This window comes from Gellertiella sp. DMC107 (assembly GCF_056313605.1).
On sequence record NZ_JBQUZZ010000001.1, the window covers coordinates 429,096 to 449,864 of the forward strand.

Sequence of the window (20,769 nt, forward strand, 5' to 3'; positions counted from 1 at the left end):
ACGCTCCAAACTGTCGCAGCCGGGGCAGCAGCGCGGGCAAGGGCTGTCACCCCTGCCCGCCCGATGTGTCTTGTCTCTTCCGAAGAAGAGGCGCGCGAAGCGGACTTTACGCCCGCTCGAAACCGCGCGCCACCTCCCAGTCGGTGATGCGGCGGTCATATTCTTCCTGCTCCCATTCGGCAGCACGAACATAATGGTCCACGACGTCGTCGCCGAAGGCGGCACGCAGCATGGCGGAGTTGCGCAGTTCTTCGGTGGCATGACGCAGCGTCCGCGGAATTTCGCGGATGCCCTTGCCGCCATAAGCATCGCCTTCGAACTGCGGCTCAAGCGCCATCTTCTTCTCGATGCCGTCGATACCGGCGGCAAGCAACGCCGCCATGGCGAGATAGGGGTTGAGATCGGAGCCACCGACGCGGCACTCGATGCGGATACCCTTGGTCGCCTCGCCGCACAGGCGATAGCCAGCCGTGCGGTTATCCTTGGACCAGACGGCCTTGGTCGGCGCGAAGGTGCCGGCCATGAAGCGCTTGTAGGAGTTGATGTAGGGCGCCAGGAAGCAGGTGATCTCGCTCGCATGGGTGAGCAGGCCGGCCACATAGTGCTTCATCAGCTCGGACATGCCGTACTTGGCGTCCTTGTCATAAAAAAGCGGCTTGCCATCCAGGCTCCAGAGGGACTGGTGGATATGCGAGGACGAGCCCGCCGCATTGTAGTTCCATTTGGCGAGGAAGGTGATGGCCTTGCCGCGCGACCAGGCGATTTCCTTGCAGCCATTCTTGATGATCGAATGGCGGTCTGCCATGTCGAGCGCCTCGGCATAGCGGACGTTGATTTCTTCCTGTCCGGCAGAGGCTTCGCCCTTGGAATTTTCGACGGGGATGCCGGCGCCCTGCAGACCCTTGCGGATCGCGCGCATGACATCCTCTTCCTTGGTGGTCTGGAAAATGTGGTAATCCTCGTTGTAGCCCGAGGCGAGATGCAGGTCGCGATAGCCGGACAGACGTGCATCTTCATAGGACTGGTCGAAGAGGAAGAATTCGAGTTCGGAGGCCATGAAGGCCTTCATGCCCATGGCTTCCAGCCGCTTCACCTGCTTCTTCAGCACGGCCCGCGGCGAATGCGGCACTTCCGCATGGGTGTGGTGGTCGAGCACGTCGCAAAGAACCAGTGCGGTGCCTTCGAGCCAGGGCACGCGACGCAGCGTCGAAAGATCGGGCTTCATGGTGTAGTCACCATAGCCCTTCTCCCAGCTTGTGGACTTGTAGCCGGAAACAGTCTCCATCTCGAGGTCGGTCGCCAGCAGATAGTTGCAGCTATGGGTTTCTTCCCACGCGCTTTCCACGAAATATTCCGCCTGGAAGCGCTTGCCCATCAGGCGGCCCTGCATGTCCACCAGGCAGGCGAGAACCGTATCGATGCGGCCCTCGGCCACATCTTTCTTCAGATCGTCAAACGAATATGTGCTCATGGTGTTTTCTCGCCCGTTTCCGCTGGCCAGGCCCTTGCCCGGTCAAACAGCAATCTCGTGCCGGCGGCCGGATGCCCGCCTGCTCCCAGCTTCTTGTTGATTGTCGAGTGGAGGGACGCGGACCTCGCCGCGGCCCTCCGGATCATTGCAGGATATGCTCAAGCCTCAGTTGAAGGCCTGCTCGGCGGTTGCAATTTCCGCCTGCCGGGCCTTTACGGCGTCTTCCGTCAGCGGCGGGCCCTGGAAGCGGCGCTTCTCGAAGGCATACCAGACGACGACCAGAGCCACGATCAGGCCGGCAAGGAACTTGCCCACCAGTTCGTAGGGCGGCTGGAAGCCGACGAAGGCCAGGATTGCGCCACCGATAAGGGCGACGACCGCAATCGGCTTCGACCATACGCCGAGATCGAACGGACCCTTCTTCGTCCACGTCTTGCCTTCGGCGAGAATGCCCGCGCCGATCGGCATGATGTAGGAGATGTACAGGAACACCGCGCAACCCGAGGACAGGATGATATAGGCGTTGGCATTGTTGCCGGCGACGAGGCCGAGGATGAAGCAGAGAACGGCACCGGTCACGATCGCATTGCCCGGCGTGCGGTGCGTGGTGTGCACCTTCTTGAGCCAGCCCGATGCGCCGGGAATGCCGCCGTCACGGGCAAAGGCGAAGATCATGCGCGACAGCGACGTCATGCCCGCCAGAGCGCAGAGGAAGTTCGAAAGGACGATGCCGATGGCGATGACGTCCTTGAGCATTTTCGGCATCTGGCTCGAGTCGAGCACATAGGCGAAAACCGACCAGCCCTTGGCCGCGCCTTCGTCGACGCTCGGCATGGCCAGCAGCATGGTTGCGACCAGCAGCCAGCCGAAGATGGCAGACCAGAACACGGCGTTCAGCATGCCGCGCGGCACGGCGCGCTGCGCATCCTTCGTTTCTTCCGAAGTATGGGCAGAGGCGTCGAAACCGGTGATGGTGTAGCACACATGCAGCAGGCCGAGGATGAAGGCATAGAAGATGCTCTGCGTGGCCGGCCAGGTTCCGGCACCCGGGTCACCCGTATAGTTCTTGAAGGTGACGAGACGCGAGAAATCCAGCGGAACCGGCGAACCGAAGAACAGGCCGAGGATGATGATGACGGAAACCGCCAGGATCAGATAGCCCGAGAAGTCGGTGAGCAGCGAGGTGACGCGGATACCGACATAGTTCATCACGGCCTGAACAAGGGTGATGATGGCGACGGCAATCGTCAGGTGCGTGCCGGTGAAGGAATTCGGATCCATGCCGAACATGCCGACCAGGATGAGGTCCTTCAGCAGCAGGTAGACGCCGTAATTGACCGATGCGACCACGAAGAGCAGGCCGAACAGGTTGATCCAGGCCGTTCCCCAGCCCCAGCCACGGCCGCCGAGAATCGACGCCCAGTGATATAGGCCGCCGGCCGTCGGATAGGCCGATGCGATCTGGCCCATGGCCGCAGCCACCACGAGGGCGAAGATCGAACCGACGATCCAGCCGATGCCGATCGATGCGCCGCCGGCTGCGCCGAGCGCGACCGTGTAGGCGCCGATACCGCCGGCCAGAATGCAGATGATCGAGAAGGAAATCGCGAAATTCGAAAATCCACTCATGCTGCGCGCCAGTTCCTGCGCGTAGCCCATCGAGTGGAGGTGTTTTGCATCATCGTCTAGATGGTTGCTCATGGCATGATGCCCCTATAGTCCCTCAGGTTTCCGCGCTATTGCGGAAACTTCCTCTTCCTCAGTGCGGCGGGTTCATCCCGCCGTCCGCATGACTGCTCCCCGGGTCTTTATGTATTCGGTCAGGCCTTCAGGGCTTTGCCCAGAAGATCTGCCAGAAGCGCGGCCATGACCCGTTGGCCGTCCTCATTTCGTATCAGGTCGTTACGCACCTCGATCATCACGTTCTTCAGCCCGCGGGCAAGACCGTGTTTTATGAGGGTATGCGTCACGCCATCCGCCGGCCCATAGGGCTCGTTGCGGCGAATTTCGTAAGGCGTCCGCCCCTCGGCGGCCGCCAGCATGGCATCGGCAATGCGGCTGTCCTCGTCATGCAGGATGCCGATTTCCACCGCGCGCGGCTTGCCCATGTAGACCGGCGTGAAGGAGTGCATGGTCACGATCACGCTCTCCCGTCCCTCCGCCGCGCGGCGGTCGAGAAGCTCGGAAATCGCCGCATGAAAAGGCAGATAGAGCGCCTGCGTGCGCCGGTCGCGCTCCGCCGTCGAAAGCGCTCGATTGCCGGGAATATCGTAGATCTCGCTGGTTTCAGGCATTGCCCCCGGCGCTTCCGGCGGCCGGTTGCAATCATAGACGAGACGAGAGAACCGCTGAAAGACGAGGGGCGCATCGAGAGAGGCCGAGAGCTGTTCGGCCACCGCAAGCGCACCCGGATCCCAGGCGATATGACTTTCGAGCGCCTCGGCCGAAAGACCGAGCGACCCCAGCTGCGCCGGCAGCCGCCGCGAGGCATGTTCGCAGACGAGCACCACGGATCCCCGCCCCCCGGCATTGGCAACCGCGACCGGCGATCCCTCGGATTTCGTCAGAAGCTCGGCTTCGCCCTGCATGAGTTGCTGCCCTACCCAAAACCTTAAAAGTTCCTGAATGACGAAAAGAATTCTTCAGCTTTTGCCGCCTGTCAATCCAGGAACTGAAAGATTCTTTTCAAAACGACAATTGACTCCTGTCACAATCCGGTTTTTTAATTTGTGACAGAGGCCCGCGACAGATTGGGCCCGGGGAGCATAAGTGCCTTGAACAGCACGACAAAAACAGTTTCGGACGTGATCAACGGCCAGTTTGAGACACTGACGAGGGCCGAAAGGCAGCTCGCGGAAAGTCTGCTGGACAACTATCCCGTATCGGGACTGGGCAGCATCACCACGGTTGCGGAAAACGCCGGCGTCTCCACGCCGACGGTGGCCCGCATGGTGCAGAAGCTCGGCTACAAGGGCTATGCGGAATTCCAGGCGCACCTTCACCAGGAGCTGGAAGCCACCCTGTCCAATCCCATCGCCAAGCATGACCGCTGGGCCGCCAACGCGCCGGGCACCCATGTGCTGAACCGCTTTGCCGACGCGGTGACGAACAACCTCAGGGAAACGCTTTCCGACATCGAGCCCGCATCCTTCGACCAGGCGGCAGCCCTGCTGGCCGACCGCAAGCGCAGCATCTATTTCGCCGGAGGCCGCATTACCCGGGTGATTGCGGACTATTTCCACAATCACATGCAGGTGATCCGCCAGGACACGGTGATGATCGCGGCCAATTCCAGCTCCTGGCCGCATTACGTGCTGAACATGAACGAAGGCGACGTGCTCGTGGTCTTCGACATCCGCCGATACGAGCTGGAAATGGCAACCCTTTCCGAGCTTGCCCGCGCCCGCGGTGTCGAGATCGTGCTTTTTACCGACCAATGGGTGTCGCCCATCGCCAAGCACGCCCGCCATACCTTTCGAAGCCGCATCGAGGCACCTTCGGCCTGGGACAGTTCCGTCGTGACGCTGTTCGTGGTCGAGGCGCTCATCGAGGCGGTGCAGAATGCAAACTGGGATGAAACCCGCGAACGTATAAGGACCCTCGAAGGTCTGTTCGAGCAGACCAGACTATTCCGGAAACCGGTCTAGATGCTGGACTAACATACTGAATCGAATACCGTTTCGGCCATACGGCCGAGACGTGTCGGTGCATCTATATAGTTATATATTATAACTTTTATATGCACCATAAGTGTCACAAAGCATTCATGCAACGGAAGTAACAGCACGCTCGCTGTTAACAGACAAAAGGGAGAAGAACAGTGCTTTCCAACCTCAGAAAAATCCTGTCGCTGTCGACGGCCGCCCTCATTGCATCGGGCTCCATCGCCGCCGCAGACTCGATGGAAGACCTTGTCAAGGCGGCCCAGGCCGAGGGAACGCTGACGACCATCGCCCTTCCGCACGACTGGTGCGGCTATGGCGCCCTGATCGAAGGCTTCAAGGCCAAGTACGGCCTGAAGGTCAACGAACTGAACCCGGACGCCGGTTCGGGCGATGAAATCGAAGCCATCAAGGCCAACAAGGACAACAAGGGCGACCAGGCCCCCGACGTGATCGACGTCGGCCTGTCCTTCGGCCCCTCCGCCAAGGCGGATGGCCTGATCCAGCCTTACAAGGTTGCCACCTGGGATTCGATCCCGGATACCGCCAAGGATGCCGATGGCTACTGGTACGGCGACTATTACGGCGTGATGGCCTTTGAAGTGAACAAGGACATCGTCAAGGAAAGCCCGAAGGACTGGGCCGACCTGCAGAAGCCGGAATATGCCAACATGGTTGCGCTTGCCGGTGACCCGCGCACGGCAAACCAGGCCATTTCCGGCGTGTTTGCAGCCGGTCTTTCCGCTTCGGGCGGCGATGTTGCCAAGGCTGGCGAAGCAGGCCTCAACTTCTTCAAGGACCTGAACGCCAAGGGCAACTTCGTGCCGGTCATCGGCAAGTCCGCCCCGCTCGCCCAGGGCACCACCCCGATCATCCTGCGCTGGGACTACAACGCGCTGGCCGACCGTGACACGCTCAAGGGCAACCCGGACGTGGATGTCGTCATCCCGGCTTCCGGCGTGGTCGCTGGCGTGTATGTGCAGGCAATCTCCGCCTTCGCACCGCACCCGAACGCTGCCAAGCTCTGGATGGAATATCTCTATTCCGACGAAGGTCAGCTCGGCTGGCTGAAGGGCTACTGCCACCCGATCCGCTTCAACGATCTGGTGAAGAACGGCAAGGTTCCGCAGGACCTCCTCGACAAGCTGCCGCCGGCTGCCGCCTATGAAAAGGCCGTCTTCCCGACGCTCGACGAGCAGGCAGCCTACAAGGAAACCATCACGAAGGGCTGGGACAGCGTCGTCGGCGCTAACGTACAGTAACGGGATCTGACATCGGTCTTCCCGCGCCGGATGCGCGGGAAGACCTCTTTATTCGGGGGAATTTCGGAACCATGGCGGTATCCTCAACACAATCGGTTCTCAACCGGAAGAAGCTGATGGACTGGGCGGGGGTCGCACCCTTTACCCTTTTCGCCGTCATGTTCCTGATCGCGCCGACGCTCTATCTCGTCACGGGCGCCTTCGTGAACGCGGCGGGGGAACCGACGCTCGAAAACATCGCCGGCCTGTTCACGCCGAAGATCATGGCCTCCTACTCCATTTCGCTGAAGATCAGCCTGGCCTCTGCTTTGGGCGGAACGCTGGTGGGCTTTTTCCTCGCCTGGGCCGTGGTGCTGGGCAGATTGCCTGCCTGGATCCGGTCGGCCATCATGACCTTCTCGGGCGTGGCCTCCAATTTCGCCGGCGTGCCGCTGGCCTTCGCCTTCCTGGCGACGCTCGGTCGAACGGGTCTCGTAACGGTGCTGCTTCGCGACTGGTTCGGCATCAATCTCTATGCGACCGGCTTCAACCTGCTGAGCTTCCTGGGTCTGACCATTACCTACATGTATTTCCAGATCCCGCTGATGGTGCTGATCATCACGCCGGCGCTGGACGGACTGAAGAAGGAATGGCGCGAGGCCGCCGAAATCCTCGGCGCGACCAACACGCAATACTGGACGCGCGTGGCGCTGCCGATCCTGTTTCCCTCGATCCTCGGCACCTTCCTGCTGCTGTTCGCCAATGCCTTCGGCGCGATTGCCACCGCCTATTCGCTGACCGGCAGCACGTTCAACATCGTGCCCATTCAGCTCTATGCCCAGATCCGCGGCGACGTGCTGCATAACCCCAACCTCGGCTATGCGCTGGCACTCGGCATGATCGTGATCACCGGCCTGTCCAACCTCGTCTATATCTGGATGCGCATCCGCGCCGAACGGTGGCAGAAATGAGCACACGGAAAAACCTTTTGCAAAAGACCGGTGCCTGGGCCGCCATCGCCTTCGGTGCGACCTACTTCATCCTGCCGCTGGTCGCGACCTTCGAATTCTCCCTGCGCATGCTCTACAAGACCGAGGGCTACACCTTCGCGGCCTATCGCTCGGTCTTCAGCGACGTGCAGTTCCAGGAAAGCTTCACCTATTCCATCGTGATGGCGATCCTGACCATCGTCATCGGCATGCTGCTTATCGTGCCGACGGCCTACTGGGTGCGGCTTCGCCTGCCCCAGTTCCGGCCGGTGATGGAATTCGTCACCCTCCTGCCGCTGGTCATTCCGGCCATCGTCATCGTCTTCGGCTATCTCCGGCTCTACAATTCCTCGTCCTGGATCCCCTTCACCGGCTCCGCCCGCGGAACGGACATCCTGCTGATGTTCTCCTTCATGACGCTGTCGCTCCCCTACATGTACCGCTCGGTCGATACGGCCATGCGGACCATCGACGTGGCGACACTGACGGAAGCGGCCCAGAGCCTCGGCGCGCCCTGGCGCACCATTCTTTTCCGCTGCATCTTTCCGAATGTCATGAGCGGGGTGCTCTCCGGCGCTTTCATCACCTTCGCCATCGTGATCGGCGAGTTCACCATGCCCTCGCTGCTGAACCGGCCGGCTTTCGGCCCCTATCTCCAGCTGATCGGTGCCAACCGCGCCTACGAGCCGCCGGCACTCGCCATCATTGCCTTCGCGATCACTTGGTTCAGCGTCGGCATCCTGCAATTCCTGTCGCGCTTCAACAAGGCCCGCCCGGCCAAGCCCTGACCGAAACGAAGAGCCATTTCCATGTCCTTTCTCGAACTATCCGCCATCAAGAAGAGCTTCGGTCCGGTGCAGGTCGTCCATGATTTCAACATGGCGATCGAAAAGGGCGAGTTCATCTCCTTCCTCGGCCCGTCCGGCTGTGGCAAGACTACCATCCTGCGCATGATCGCGGGCTTTGAAACCCCGTCGGACGGCACCATCGTCATCAATGGCAAGGACCAGACGACGCTGAAGCCGAACCAGCGCAATATCGGCATGGTTTTCCAGGCCTATGCGCTGTTTCCGAACATGACCGTGTTCGAGAATGTTGCCTTCGGTCTCAAGGTGGCGGGCAAGCCGCGCGCCGAAATCGAGGCCCGCGTCAAGGAAATGCTGTCCCTCATCCATCTCGAGCATCTGGCCGACCGCTACCCCTACCAGATGTCCGGCGGCCAGCAGCAGCGCGTGGCACTCGCCCGGGCGCTCGCCCCGAAGCCGCAGGTGCTGCTGCTCGACGAGCCTCTTTCTGCGCTCGACGCCAAGATCCGCGTGTCGCTCCGCGAAGAAATCCGCCTCATCCAGCGCCAGCTCGGCATCACGACTGTTTTCGTGACCCATGACCAGGAAGAAGCGCTCTCCATCTCCGACCGCATCGTGGTGATGAATGCCGGCCGCGCCGACCAGATCGGCACGCCGTCGGAAATCTACAACCGCCCCTCGACCCGCTTCGTCGCCTCCTTCGTCGGCACGCTGAACCTGATAGAGGCCAAGGTGGAAGATCCGCAGGCGAACCGCATCCGCATCGGCAACCAGTCGCTGGTCATTCTGGATTCCCTTGCCGGGATGAAGGGGGACGATACGGTTTCGGTCGCTTTGCGCCCCGAAGCGGCCTCGCTCGCCGCCTCGCCCCGCACCGACGCCGCCATCCCCGGCGAGGTCCTTTCCTCGCACTTCCTTGGCTCTGTCATCCGCACCCGGCTGAAGGTGGGGACAAGCACGATCTCCTTCGACATGTTCAACGATCCCGGCCGCACACCCCCCGCATCGGGCGAACAGGTGACCCTGCACTTCGCGGCCCGCGACCTGCTGGTGATACGGGATTAAGAAGGCGGTTATCCCTGCTTCTGCAACCGCTTCCGCGTTTCGCTGGCGCTTTCGCGGAACTGCGCCTTGTAGGCACGGGAGAAAGCCGAGGCGGAGTTGAAGCCGGTGGCGAGTGCGATGTCGGCGAAGGGCTGGCGCGTTTCGATTACCTTGCGGCGGGCGGCATTCAGCCGGACGGCGAGATAATGCACGTGCGGCCCCACCCCGATCGTTTCCTGGAACAGGGTCTGCAGATGGCGGGCGCTCACCCCGGCGCGCTTCGCCAGCCGTGAGAGCAGAACCGGCTGCTCGATGTTTTCCTCCATCAGGCGGATTGCGGCGCGCACCCGGTCGTCCACCATGCGCAGGCTGCCTGTCGAAGGCATCGCGGTCGCTTCCGGGCGAAAGCCGGTCTGCTCATAGGTAAAGATGCGCGAGACTTCGAGCGCCAGCGAATAGCCTTGCCTTCGCCGGATGATTTCCAGCATCAGGTCGAGCGTCGGCAGCGACCCGCCCGTGGAGATGCGTTTGCGGTCGATGACAAAGCGGTCCCGAGTCACCGCGATCTGCGGATAGGCGGCCGCGAATTCGTCGAAATCCTCCCAGTGAACCGTCGCCTGGAAGCCGTCGAGCAGGCTGGTTTCGGCCAGCAACCAGGTACCGGACTCGATTCCGGCCACCATTTCCCGGGTGCGCGCCGTCTGCGACAAGAGCCGCTTCAGCGAGGAGGTGGCCGCATCCCGCCAGCTATAGGACGAGACGACGAAGAGCGGCAGGCTTTCCCGCTCCGGGCGGAACGGACCGTCGACGGGGATCGGAATGCGGGAGCGCGTTTCGATGGGCTGGCCGTCCGGCGAGAAGATGCGCCAGCGATAGAGATCCATGCCGGCAATGCGATTGGCCGCGCGCAAGGGCTCGATCACCGAGGCGACGAGCAGGAGATTGGTGTCGGGTACCACGAGGATGTCGATATCGAGGCGCTGGTCGGTCGGTGAGAGCATCTGTTCATCCGTAGAAGCCTGTTCCGATTATGTCAAACTTTCATCCGATTTCGCAAAGCAAAGCGCTGCCCTTTCCGCCGAAATTGCAGCATCGAACATTGGGAGAAGAATACCGTGCCCCTTTCCATGAACCGCGAAGTCTTCATCACCTGCGCCGTGACCGGCTCCGGCGACACCGCCGGCAAGTCCCCGCACGTGCCGCGCTCCCCGAAGGAAATCGCCGAATCCGCCATCGAGGCCGCCCGTGCCGGTGCTGCCGTCGTGCACTGCCATGTGCGCGATCCGGAAACCGGCGCTCCCTCGCGCAAGCAGTCGCTCTACAAGGAAGTCACCGACCGCATCCGCGACTCGGACGTGGACGTGGTGCTGAACCTCACCGCCGGCATGGGCGGCGATATGATTTTCGGTGACGTGGAAAACCCGCTGCCGCTGAAGGATATCGGCACCGACATGGCCGGCGCCACCGAGCGCGTCGCCCATGTGGCCGAATGCCTGCCGGAAATCTGCACGCTCGATTGCGGCACCATGAACTTCTCGCTCGGCGACTACGTCATGACCAACACGCCCTCGATGCTGCGCGCCATGGGCAAGATGATGACCGATCTCGGCGTCCGCCCGGAGATCGAAGCCTTCGACACCGGCCATCTCTGGTTTGCCAAGCAGCTCGCTGAAGAAGGCGTGATCGAGGACCCGGTCCTCGTGCAGCTCTGCATGGGCATTCCGTGGGGTGCGCCGGACGATCTCAACACCTTCATGGCGATGGTCAACAACATCCCGTCGAACTGGACCTTCTCGGCCTTCTCCATCGGCCGCAACGCGCTTGCCTACCCGGCGGCCGCCGTTCTCGCCGGCGGCAATGTCCGCGTCGGCCTCGAAGACAACCTCTATGTCGCCAAGGGCCAGCTCGCCACCAATGCCCAGCTGGTCGACAAGGCCGTCTCGGTCATCGAAGGCATGGGCGCCAGCATCATCGGACCGGCCGAAGTGCGCAAGAAGCTGAAGCTGACCAAGCGGTAAGAAGAGCGTCGGACGCGTTCCTTGAACCCCCACCCCAGCCCTCCCCACAAGGGGGAGGGAGCAGGTTGAGCCAGCCGCCCAAGTCCCCCTCCCCCTTGTGGGGAGGGGTTAGGGGTGGGGGTATCAACCCCCGTCGGGCCGGGGAAAAGCTCGCGGCAGCCGCCCCAAGTCTCTTCTCCCCAGCGGGGAGAAGGTGCGGGCCAAGCGGATGAGGGGGCTCAGCAGAAGCCGGCTTATTGTTTTCACGAATTGACAGAACGGACACAAACCCATGACCACTCAAATCCAGAAAGCGGCCTGCATCGGCGGCGGCGTGATCGGCGGGGGCTGGATCGCCCGCTTCCTGCTGGCCGGCATCGATGTGAAGGTCTTCGACCCGCATCCGGAAGCCCAGCGCATCGTCGGCGAAGTGATCGCCAATGCCGAGCGCGCCTACAAGCTGCTGACCATGGCACCCCTGCCGCCGAAGGGCACGCTCACCTTCTGCCAGAGCCTTGAAGAAGCCGTGGAAGGTGCTGACTGGATTCAGGAATCCGTGCCGGAGCGGCTCGACCTGAAGCGCGGCGTTCTGACCAAGATCGACGCGGCCGCCAAGCCCGACGCCCTGATCGGCTCCTCGACCTCGGGCCTCAAGCCGACCGACCTCCAGCGCGACATGAAGCACCCCGAGCGCCTCTTCGTCGCCCATCCCTACAACCCCGTCTACCTGCTGCCGCTCGCCGAGCTGGTCGGCGGCGAAAAGACCACCCGCGCGACGCTGGAAACCGCTCGCGACCGCCTGAAGCCCATCGGCATGAAGGGCGTCATCATCAACAAGGAAATCGAAGCCTTCGTCGGCGACCGCCTGTTGGAAGCAGTCTGGCGCGAAGGCCTGTGGCTGATCAAGGACGACATCTGCGATACCGAAACGCTGGACGATGTGATCCGCTATTCCTTCGGCATGCGCTGGGCGCAGATGGGCATGTTCGAGACCTACCGCATCGCCGGTGGCGAAGCGGGCATGCGCCACTTCATCGCCCAGTTCGGCCCCTGCCTCTCCTGGCCCTGGACCAAGCTGACCGACGTGGTCGATCTCACCGACGAGCTGATCGACAAGATCGCCAACCAGTCGGACGCCCAGTCCGGCGCGCGCGGCATCCGTGAGCTGGAACGCATCCGCGACCAGAACCTCTGCGGCATCATGCAGGCGCTCAAGGCCGGCGACGAAGGCCGTGGCTGGGGTGCGGGCAAGCTGCTCGCCGAGTTCGAGGAGCATCTCTGGAAGAATGCCCCGAAGGCGAAGGTCGAAGTCAAGGCCGAGCCGCTGCGCCTCCTCGACATCAAGGTCTCGCCCGCCTGGGTGGATTATAACGGCCACATGACCGAGTTCCGCTACCTGCAGGTCTTCGGCGATACGTCCGATGCGCTGCTGCGCCTGATCGGCGTGGACATGGACTATGTGGAAGCCGGCCATTCCTACTACACGGTCGAAACCCACATCCGCCATCTCGGCGAATCCAAGCTCGGCCAGGAGATCTATTCCACCCTCCAGCTCGTCTCCCATGACGACAAGCGTCTCCATTACTTCAGCCGCATCCATGACGCCAAGACCGGCGACATCCTCGCCACCGCCGAGCAGATGATGGTGCATGTGGACAGCAAGGCGTCCAAGGCCTGCCCTGCCCCCGCCCATGTGCTCGCCAAGGTCAAGGACATCACCGACGCCCATGCAGGCCTGCCCGTCCCGGATGGCTTCGGCCGTCAGGTCGGCCAGAAGAAGGGCTGAACCGGAAAGAGCTTGGGTCCCCTTCCCTTCGGCCACACCGTCGGGAGGGGGGCATTTCGGCCAATGACCCGCCCCTGCCAATTCCCCTGGCCGCTCCTGCCGGGCACCCCTACTGCCCGAGCTATCCCAGAGCGTGCAGGAGCGACCAGAGGAATTGACCGCCGCAACGCCGGCGATGACGCCATACCGGAGAAACAGACTGATGAATTTTGGCCTTACCGAAGAGCAGGAGATGATCGTCTCCACCGTCCGCAACTTCGTGGAAACGGAAATCTATCCGCATGAGAACGAGGTGGAGCGGACCGGCATCGTGCCGAAGGAGATCGGGCAGGAGATCAAGCGCAAGAGCCAGGAACTGGGCTTCTTCGCCTGCAACATGCCGGCCGATGTCGGCGGCGCTGGGCTGGACAATCTCACCTTCACGCTGGTGGAGCGCGAGCTTGGCCGTGCCTCGATGGGCCTTGCCGCCTATTTCGGCCGCCCCTCCGGCATTCTGATGGGCTGCAACGAAGAACAGCGCGAGCGCTACCTCATCCCCGCCGTCAAGGGCGACAAGTTCGATGCGCTCGCCATGACCGAGCCGGATGCGGGCTCCGACGTCCGCGGCATGAAGTGCTTTGCAAAGAAGGATGGCGACGACTGGGTGGTGAATGGCACCAAGCACTTCATCTCCCATGCCGATCTGGCCGATTTCGTCATCGTCTTCATCGCCACCGGCGAGGAGCAGACCCCGCGCGGGCCGAAGAAGCTGATCACCTGCTTCCTCGTCGATCGCGGCACGCCGGGCTTCGAGATCCGCGAGGGTTATTCCTCCGTGTCCCATCGCGGCTACCATAACTGCATCCTGAATTTCACTGATTGCCGCCTGCCCTCGGCCCAGATCCTCGGCGAGCTGCACAAGGGCTTCGACCTCGCCAATGAATGGCTCTATGGCACGCGCCTGACGGTTGCCGCCTCCTGCGTCGGCCGTGCTCGTCGCGTCTTCGATTACGCGCTCTCCTATGCCGCCGAACGCAAGCAGTTCGGCAAGCCGATCGGCGCGAACCAGGGCGTGTCCTTCAAGCTCGCCGACATGATCACCGAGATCGACGCCGCCGATTTCCTCACGCTGCACGGTGCATGGCTGCTCGATCAGGGCAAGCCCTCGAACCGCGAGATCGCCTCGGCCAAGCTCTACGCCTCCGAAATGCTCGCCCGCGTCACCGACGAGGCAATCCAGATCTATGGCGGCATGGGCCTGATGGACGACCTGCCGCTGGCCCGTTTCTGGCGCGATGCCCGCGTGGAGCGCATCTGGGACGGCACGTCCGAAATCCAGCGGCACATCATCAGCCGCGACCTGTTGCGGCCGCTCGGAGCCTGATCGAGCCATGAGCGACCTCAACAGCCTCGACCGTCTGCTGCGCCCGAAAACCATTGCCGTCTTCGGCGGCAAGGAGGCACGCCGGGTGATCTATCAATGCGACAAGATGGGCTTTGCCGGAGAGATCTGGCCCGTTCATCCGAAGGAAGACGAGATCTATGGCCGCAAATGCTACCGCTCGGTGGCCGACCTGCCATCGGCACCGGATGCCGCCTTCGTCGGCGTGAACCGCAATCTCTCCGTCGAGATCGTCCGCCAGCTCTCCGAACGGGGTGCAGGCGGCGCGATCTGCTATGCGTCGGGCTTTCTTGAAGCGCAATCCGAACTGGCCGACGGCGCGGATCTTCAGGCTGAACTGGTGAAGGCCGCCGGCCGGATGCGGATCATCGGTCCGAACTGCTACGGCCTCGTCAATGCGCTCGATGGCGCCCTGCTCTGGCCGGACCAGCACGGGCTGATCAAGGTGGAGAAGGGCGTGGCGATCCTCACCCAGTCCTCCAACATCGTGCTGAACCTTACGATGCAGACCCGGGGCCTGCCGATTGCCTATATCATGACGGCGGGCAACCAGGCGCAGACGGGCCTTTCCGAAATGGCGATTGCCGCGCTCGAAGACCCGCGCGTGACCGCCCTCGGCTTGCATATCGAAGGCATCGATAGCATCGAGGCGCTGGAGCGGCTCGCCCAGCGTTCACGCGAACTCAAAAAGCCGGTGGTAGCGCTGAAAGTGGGCAAGTCGGAAGCCGCACAGAAAGCGACAGTCTCCCACACGGCCTCTCTTGCCGGTAACCACGCAGTCTCCACCGCCGTGCTGAAGCGGCTTGGCATCGGGCAGGTCTCCAGCCTGCCGGTCATGCTGGAAGCGCTGAAGCTGCTGCATGTCTATGGCCCGCTCAGCTCCTACGAGATCTCTTCCATGAGCTGTTCCGGCGGCGAAGCCTCGCTGGTGTCGGATACCGCCGTCGGCCGCAAGGTGCATTTCCGGGCGCTGAAGGATTTCCAGCTGAAGCCGCTGCGGGAAAGCCTGGGCGAGATGGTGACGCTCGCCAACCCGCTGGACTACCACACCTTCGTCTGGGGCAATCTGGAGCGGCAGACGGCAGCCTTCACCGCCATGATGGCGGGCGGCTATGCGTTGAACATGATCATCCTCGACTTCCCCCGCGCCGACCGCTGCACCTACGAGGACTGGTGGATCACCGTTCAGGCCATGCAGAATGCCAGCAAGGCCAATGCCGGCGTACCCGCCGCCTTCGTCGCCTCGATCAGCGAAAACATGCATGAGGACGTGGCCTTCAAGCTCATGGAGATGGGCATGGTGCCGCTCTGCGGCATCGACGAGGCGCTTTCCGCCGCCGAAATTGCCGCCGATATCGGTGCGGCCTGGGCGGCCCCCGCCCCCGCGCCCCTGATCAAGGTCGCCGATGCGGAGGGCGACAGCGAAACACTCAGCGAGGCGGAAGCCAAGGCAGCGCTGAAGGCCTTCGGCGTGCCCGTGCCGAAGGGCGTCGTCGCCCTCACCCCGGCGGCGATTGCCGATGCCGCGACCCGCATGGGCCTGCCCGTGGCGCTGAAGGGCCTTGGCGTCGCCCACAAGACCGAAGCCGGAGCCGTGAAGCTCAACCTCAGGACCCGCGAGGACGTGCTGGAGGCTGCGGAAGCCATGGCCCATGTGGCGAAGGGCTATCTCGCGGAGAAGATGGTGGCAAAGCCCGTCGCCGAGATCATCATCGGCGCCATGCGCGATCCGGTCGCCGGTCCGGTATTGACCGTCGGCGCCGGCGGCATTCTGGTCGAACTCATCGAGGATGCGGCGATCCTGACGCTTCCGGCCACGGAAGAGGAAATCCGGAAAGCCATTGCCGGGCTGAAGATCAACAAGCTGCTGGCTGGCTATCGCGGCCAGCCGAAGGGCGACGTCGAAGCACTGGTAAAGACGGTGGCGGGCGCTGCCGCCTATGTGACGGCCCATGCCGCCACCTTCGAGGAACTGGACATCAACCCCGTGATGGTGCTGCCGGAAGGCCAGGGCGCTGTCGCGGCAGACGCATTGATCAGGAGGAAAAAGGCATGAGCGAAGGACCGATCCGCACCCGCCGCGAAGGCGGCATTCTGGAAGTCACCATCGACCGTCCGAAGGCCAATGCCATCGACCTCGTGACATCGAGGATCATGGGCAAGATCTTCCAGGATTTCCGCGATGACGAGACCCTGCGCGTCGCGATCATCACCGGTGCCGGCGAGAAATTCTTCTGCCCCGGCTGGGACCTGAAGGCCGCCGCCGCGGGCGATGCGGTCGATGGCGACTATGGCGTCGGCGGCTTCGGCGGCATGCAGGAACTGCGCGACCTCAACAAGCCGATCATCGCGGCGATCAACGGCATCTGCTGTGGCGGCGGCTTCGAGATCGCGCTTTCGACCGACATGATCCTCGCTGCCGAACACGCCACGTTCGCGCTGCCGGAAATCCGCTCCGGCACGGTGGCCGATGCCGCCTCGATCAAGCTGCCGAAGCGTATTCCCTATCATGTGGCGATGGACATGCTGCTGACCGGCCGCTGGCTGAATGCCGAGGAAGGTCATCGCTGGGGCTTCGTCAACGAAATCCTGCCTGCCGAGAAGCTGCTGGACCGCGCCTGGGAGCTCGCCCGCCTGCTGGAAAGCGGCCCGCCGCTCGTCTACGCCGCCATCAAGGAAGTAGTGCGTGAGGCGGAAGGCGCAAAGTTCCAGGATACGATGAACAAGATCACCAAGCGCCAGTTGCGCACGGTGGATATTCTCTACGGTTCGGAAGACCAGCTCGAAGGCGCCCGCGCCTTTGCCGAAAAGCGCGATCCCGTCTGGAAAGGCAAATAAGCCTGATCGCACAAGCCGACGGAAAAGCGAGGGCGGGCTCCTTATGGAACCGCCCTTTTTTCGTTTCGAAAGACGTTGATCGCTGTCTGGTTCAGACCTTCACCGCCAGCCGCAAGCCGCCCCAATGGCGGCCATTGACCGTAATCGGCGCGGAAATGTCCCGCATCATCACGAAGACCCCGCCTCCCATGTCGCGCCGGTAGGTCTGCACGAGGAACGGCTCCTTGCTCCGGCCTGCAGCCAGCCCCACGCGGTCGTTGAAAAGGCGGCGGTTGCGGCAATTGGCGTTGTTCCACACCGGATCGCCGGGCTTCTGCGGATGGGAAAATTTCCGGTTATGGGTCGGGAGATAGCCGTTGGTATCGACTGCCGCACAAAACACGATAGCGCCATCTGAACCGGCCACCGGTTCGATGATGTCGGGCAGCACCATGTCGGTGAAGCGGGTAAACCCGCTCATCAGCTGTTGCGGATCGCTGCCCGCAATCGGCTGATAGTGATGGTCGAAGAGCTGGTTCAGCGAAATCTGCCCCCGCCGCACGCCCTCCGCAAAGGTCTCCGATATGCGGGCTGCGGTTTGCTGGGCCAGATCGACCCAGGGGCTGATTTCCGTCCGCGCGCCTGTGCTGCCCGTCAACTGGATCATTCGCTCCGACAGGTCCACCACCCGGTCGGCCCCTTTGGCCGCATCCTGGAGCGCATCGTTGGAACGGGCGACATCGGCGGAAATGCGTTCGATGGCGTTCACGAAGCCCTGGGCTTGCTGATTGATCACCGTGGTCGTCCCCGCCATCGTGGTCGTCCCGTCGAGGATGCTCAGAATGCCCTGCTCCATCTCCTGGAAGGACGCGCTCATGGCAATCGACTGGTCCTTGACGGTCACGGCGCAGCCCGTCACATCCTTCCCGGACCTGCTGAGCTGGGAAATCCCGGTGCGCAGCACCTTCAGTGTTTCGAGGATGGCGCCCGTGGCCTGGGAGGTCTGCAGAGAAAGCGCGCGGATTTCCTGTGCGACGACGGCGAAACCCTTGCCGGCCTCCCCGGCACGGGCGGCCTCGATGGCCGCATTCAGCGCCAGCAGGTTTGTCTGCCGTGCGATGGAACTGATTTCGGTCGCCACCTTGTCCACATCCGCAATGGAGGAGGCAAAGGATGAAATCTCGGTATCGATGCCTGCCGTGGTGACGAGCATCTGATCGATCTCGGTAATGGAGGCATTGAGGTTGCCGGCGGATTGGGAGAGCAGTTGTCTTGCCCTGATGGCGGAAGCATCGGCATCCGTCATGCCGGTCGCCAGCGACTGGTTGGAAAGGGCGATCTCTTCCGCGTCGCGGGTCAGCGATTGCAGCGCCTGCGCCTGCTCACGGGTTTGCGCCGCCGTTTGCTGGATATTGCCGGCAACATTGACAATATCGAGCCCGAGCTCGGACGCCCCCTGAAACAATTTCTGTATTGCATCCGCCAGCAGGCGAGCCCCGGAAACGTCTACAGCGCGCCCGTGAGGATCTGTCGTCTCAAGCGTCTCGGCCTGCGGCTCGAACGCACGCTCACCCATCGTTCAAGCCTCCCAGCTTGCAGAATATCGATGCAGAAGAGTCAGTGCAGAATGGTTAACCAAGCCTCAACAAGCCGGTATGATTTGTCGCAAACAAAATAGGAAAAGTATCCACAAAAACTATACTAAAGTATAAATCGCAACACTCATCTTATATACGAACACAGATGTCTCACCCGAGCCGGGAAGAGCTTTTGGACAGACCGAACCCCTTCACGCTCCCGATGTCTGGAAGGACCGCACCGCGTCATCCACACTATAGTGGCAGCGGGCGAGAAAATCCCCTTCTCCCGCGAGACGAAGAAGATCGCGCAGCTGGTCGTGAACCCGGGCATAGGCAAGGTGATAGCCGCGCGCGATCATCAGGCGATCGAACTCGATCAGCTGGTCCAGCGCGGTCGTATCGAGATCAAAACTCTCTTCCAGGCTGACGATCAGCCGATGAACGGCCGGGTCTTCCTCGGTGGCCCGGGAGATTGCGCTGAGAACGGAGTCCGCATTGGCATAAAAAAGGGGCGCTGCGGGCCGGAAAATGGCGAGGCCGATTTCTGTAACCGCATCGCGGTGCCGCGCGGCGTCCACATAGTCCCGCGTTTCGCCGAGCCGTCCGAGCCGGGTAACCACCGGATGGGACAGGCGCCGCAGCAGCTCCACGAGCGACAGGATCACGGCCAGCAGCATCCCGTCCAGCACCCCGAAGCTGAGGATGCCCGCCGCCGTAAAGAGCGCGAGATAATGGTCCCGACCGAGCCGCCAGAGGCGGAGGAACGGACCGAGATCCAGGGCGTGGGTGAGAGCGGCAATCACCACGGCCGCCGGAATGGCTCTGGGAAGCGCGGCCACCAGCGGGCCGCCGGCCGTCACCAGCAACAACAGGAGAAGGGCCGCCACGACACCGCCGAGACGATTGCTGACGCCGGCGGCCTGCGCTGCCTGCCCCGCGGAAAATCCCGCCCCGACCGGCATTCCGCCAAAGGCGGCGCTGGCCAGATTGGCCGTGGCAAAGGCAGCGAGCTCCCGGTTCGCCGAAACAGGGTCGCCTGTTCTCAGGGCCAGAGATCGGACTGTTCCCCAGGATTCGGCAAACAGGATCAGCACGAGCGGCACGGCATATTGCGCGAGCTCGGAGATGGCACTCCATGACAGGAGGGGCGCTTCCGGCGGTCCGAAATCGAGCGCGATGGCTCCGGTGACCGCCACCCCCGCAGCCGGCAGATCCACCGCAACGCCGAGCACCGCACCCGTGACCAGCACCAGAAGCGGGCCGGGTACCCGTGGCAGGCGGCGCAACGACAGGAGAGTGAGAAGCGCCAGCGAGCCGATGCACAGGGTCAGGGCATGGGCAGAGGGCAACTTCGTGAAGAGATCCGCCAGAAACCGTGCGGGGTTGGAACCCTCGGCCCGGATTCCGAAGAGTTCCGGCAACTGATGAAGGATGATCGTCAGGGCAAGGCCGAAGGAAAATCCTTTCAGGACCGGGCGGGAGATGAAGCCGCTGAGACTGCCGAGCCGCAGGAGCGCGGCCGCCAGAAAGAGAAGGCCTGTGATCGCCACCAGCCAGACGGTCATGCCCACCTTGGCCGACAATCCCCCGGGAACCGCAGCGAGGGTCGCCGCGAGAATGGCCGCCGAGGAAGAGGTCGGCGCGACGATGGCGTAGCGGCTTTGCCCGACGACCGCATAGGCAAGGGCGCCCGCAATACCGGCGATGACGGCGTGGGCGGGCTCAAGTCCCGCTATGCCGGCATAGGCCACGGCTTCCGGCAGCATCAATCCGGCGATCGAGGCGCCGGCGATCAGGTTTCTGGGCAGATCGAGTGTCATGAAAAATCCATGACCGCCTTTCCCGCCCCGCTGTCAATGGGGGGCGGAAAAACAGGGCAAAGTCCATCCGGCCCTCGTTGAAAAGCCGCACCGCCCCGTGCGGCACGCCTTTTGCCCGAAGGACCCGTTCGAGACTGTGCATTTCGCTGAAAATCCCCTGCAACAGAAGACCGGA

General features: G+C 62.6%; 16 protein-coding genes. 10 read left to right on the top strand and 6 right to left on the bottom strand.

What is annotated here, in order from left to right; translation table 11 throughout:
• Nucleotides 1-106: 106 nt before the first annotated feature.
• The 3 genes from ACT54B_RS01950 to ACT54B_RS01960 form a co-directional block, all read right to left on the bottom strand.
• Nucleotides 107-1,471, bottom strand: coding sequence for a glutamine synthetase family protein (locus ACT54B_RS01950; protein ID WP_476042469.1), 1,365 nt, complete (start codon nt 1,469-1,471; stop codon nt 107-109).
• Between the two features lie 165 nt (nt 1,472-1,636).
• Nucleotides 1,637-3,172 (bottom strand): amino acid permease, encoded by a 1,536-nt coding sequence (locus tag ACT54B_RS01955; RefSeq protein ID WP_476042471.1) that lies wholly within the window; start codon nt 3,170-3,172, stop codon nt 1,637-1,639.
• Between the two features lie 119 nt (nt 3,173-3,291).
• Complete coding sequence (locus ACT54B_RS01960) at nt 3,292-4,059, bottom strand: N-formylglutamate amidohydrolase (RefSeq protein WP_476042473.1); 768 nt, start codon at nt 4,057-4,059, stop codon at nt 3,292-3,294.
• Between the two features lie 186 nt (nt 4,060-4,245).
• Here ACT54B_RS01960 and ACT54B_RS01965 point away from each other — a divergent pair, with 186 nt between their 5' ends.
• The 5 genes from ACT54B_RS01965 (at nt 4,246) to ACT54B_RS01985 (ending at nt 9,234) form a co-directional block, all read left to right on the top strand.
• Nucleotides 4,246-5,118, top strand: coding sequence for a MurR/RpiR family transcriptional regulator (locus tag ACT54B_RS01965; protein ID WP_476042475.1), 873 nt, complete (start codon nt 4,246-4,248; stop codon nt 5,116-5,118).
• Nucleotides 5,119-5,291: 173 nt separating this feature from the next.
• On the top strand, nt 5,292-6,395 hold the full coding sequence (locus ACT54B_RS01970) for an ABC transporter substrate-binding protein (RefSeq protein ID WP_476042476.1): 1,104 nt from the start codon (nt 5,292-5,294) through the stop codon (nt 6,393-6,395).
• 71 nt (nt 6,396-6,466) lie between these two features.
• The gene (locus tag ACT54B_RS01975; RefSeq protein WP_476042478.1) at nt 6,467-7,345 is read left to right on the top strand and encodes an ABC transporter permease; all 879 of its coding nucleotides are present in this window, start codon (nt 6,467-6,469) and stop codon (nt 7,343-7,345) included.
• Nucleotides 7,342-8,151, top strand: a complete 810-nt coding sequence (locus ACT54B_RS01980) for an ABC transporter permease (protein WP_476042479.1) — start codon at nt 7,342-7,344, stop codon at nt 8,149-8,151. The genes ACT54B_RS01975 and ACT54B_RS01980 overlap by 4 nt, the downstream gene beginning before the upstream one ends.
• Before the next feature lie 21 nt (nt 8,152-8,172).
• Nucleotides 8,173-9,234 carry an ABC transporter ATP-binding protein gene (locus ACT54B_RS01985; RefSeq protein ID WP_476042481.1) on the top strand — a complete coding sequence of 354 codons (1,062 nt, stop codon included), beginning with the start codon at nt 8,173-8,175 and terminating at the stop codon, nt 9,232-9,234.
• A gap of 8 nt (nt 9,235-9,242) precedes the next feature.
• Here ACT54B_RS01985 and ACT54B_RS01990 read toward each other — a convergent pair whose 3' ends face one another.
• Nucleotides 9,243-10,214, bottom strand: a complete 972-nt coding sequence (locus ACT54B_RS01990; protein ID WP_476042482.1) for a GlxA family transcriptional regulator — start codon at nt 10,212-10,214, stop codon at nt 9,243-9,245.
• Nucleotides 10,215-10,328: 114 nt separating this feature from the next.
• Here ACT54B_RS01990 and bcoG point away from each other — a divergent pair, with 114 nt between their 5' ends.
• From bcoG to ACT54B_RS02015, 5 genes are all read left to right on the top strand, one after another.
• The gene (gene bcoG / locus ACT54B_RS01995; protein ID WP_476042484.1) at nt 10,329-11,231 is read left to right on the top strand and encodes a 3-dehydrocarnitine:acetyl-CoA trimethylamine transferase BcoG; all 903 of its coding nucleotides are present in this window, start codon (nt 10,329-10,331) and stop codon (nt 11,229-11,231) included.
• 271 nt (nt 11,232-11,502) lie between these two features.
• Nucleotides 11,503-12,996 (top strand): carnitine 3-dehydrogenase, encoded by a 1,494-nt coding sequence (locus ACT54B_RS02000; protein WP_476042485.1) that lies wholly within the window; start codon nt 11,503-11,505, stop codon nt 12,994-12,996.
• 202 nt (nt 12,997-13,198) lie between these two features.
• The gene (locus ACT54B_RS02005; protein WP_476042486.1) at nt 13,199-14,359 is read left to right on the top strand and encodes an acyl-CoA dehydrogenase family protein; all 1,161 of its coding nucleotides are present in this window, start codon (nt 13,199-13,201) and stop codon (nt 14,357-14,359) included.
• A 7-nt stretch (nt 14,360-14,366) separates the two neighbouring features.
• Nucleotides 14,367-16,433: an acetate--CoA ligase family protein gene (locus tag ACT54B_RS02010; RefSeq protein ID WP_476042488.1), complete on the top strand. Its 2,067-nt coding sequence runs from the start codon at nt 14,367-14,369 to the stop codon at nt 16,431-16,433.
• A complete protein-coding gene (locus ACT54B_RS02015) occupies nt 16,430-17,215 on the top strand; it encodes a carnitinyl-CoA dehydratase (RefSeq protein ID WP_476042489.1) in 786 nt (261 codons plus the stop codon). Before ACT54B_RS02010 ends, ACT54B_RS02015 begins: the two co-directional genes overlap by 4 nt.
• Before the next feature lie 91 nt (nt 17,216-17,306).
• Here the strand turns inward: ACT54B_RS02015 and ACT54B_RS02020 are convergent, their stop codons facing one another.
• Both ACT54B_RS02020 and ACT54B_RS02025 read right to left on the bottom strand, forming a co-directional pair.
• Nucleotides 17,307-18,770 carry a methyl-accepting chemotaxis protein gene (locus ACT54B_RS02020; protein ID WP_476042491.1) on the bottom strand — a complete coding sequence of 488 codons (1,464 nt, stop codon included), beginning with the start codon at nt 18,768-18,770 and terminating at the stop codon, nt 17,307-17,309.
• 213 nt (nt 18,771-18,983) lie between these two features.
• A complete protein-coding gene (locus ACT54B_RS02025) occupies nt 18,984-20,594 on the bottom strand; it encodes a SulP family inorganic anion transporter (RefSeq protein WP_476042493.1) in 1,611 nt (536 codons plus the stop codon).
• Nucleotides 20,595-20,769: the final 175 nt, after the last annotated feature.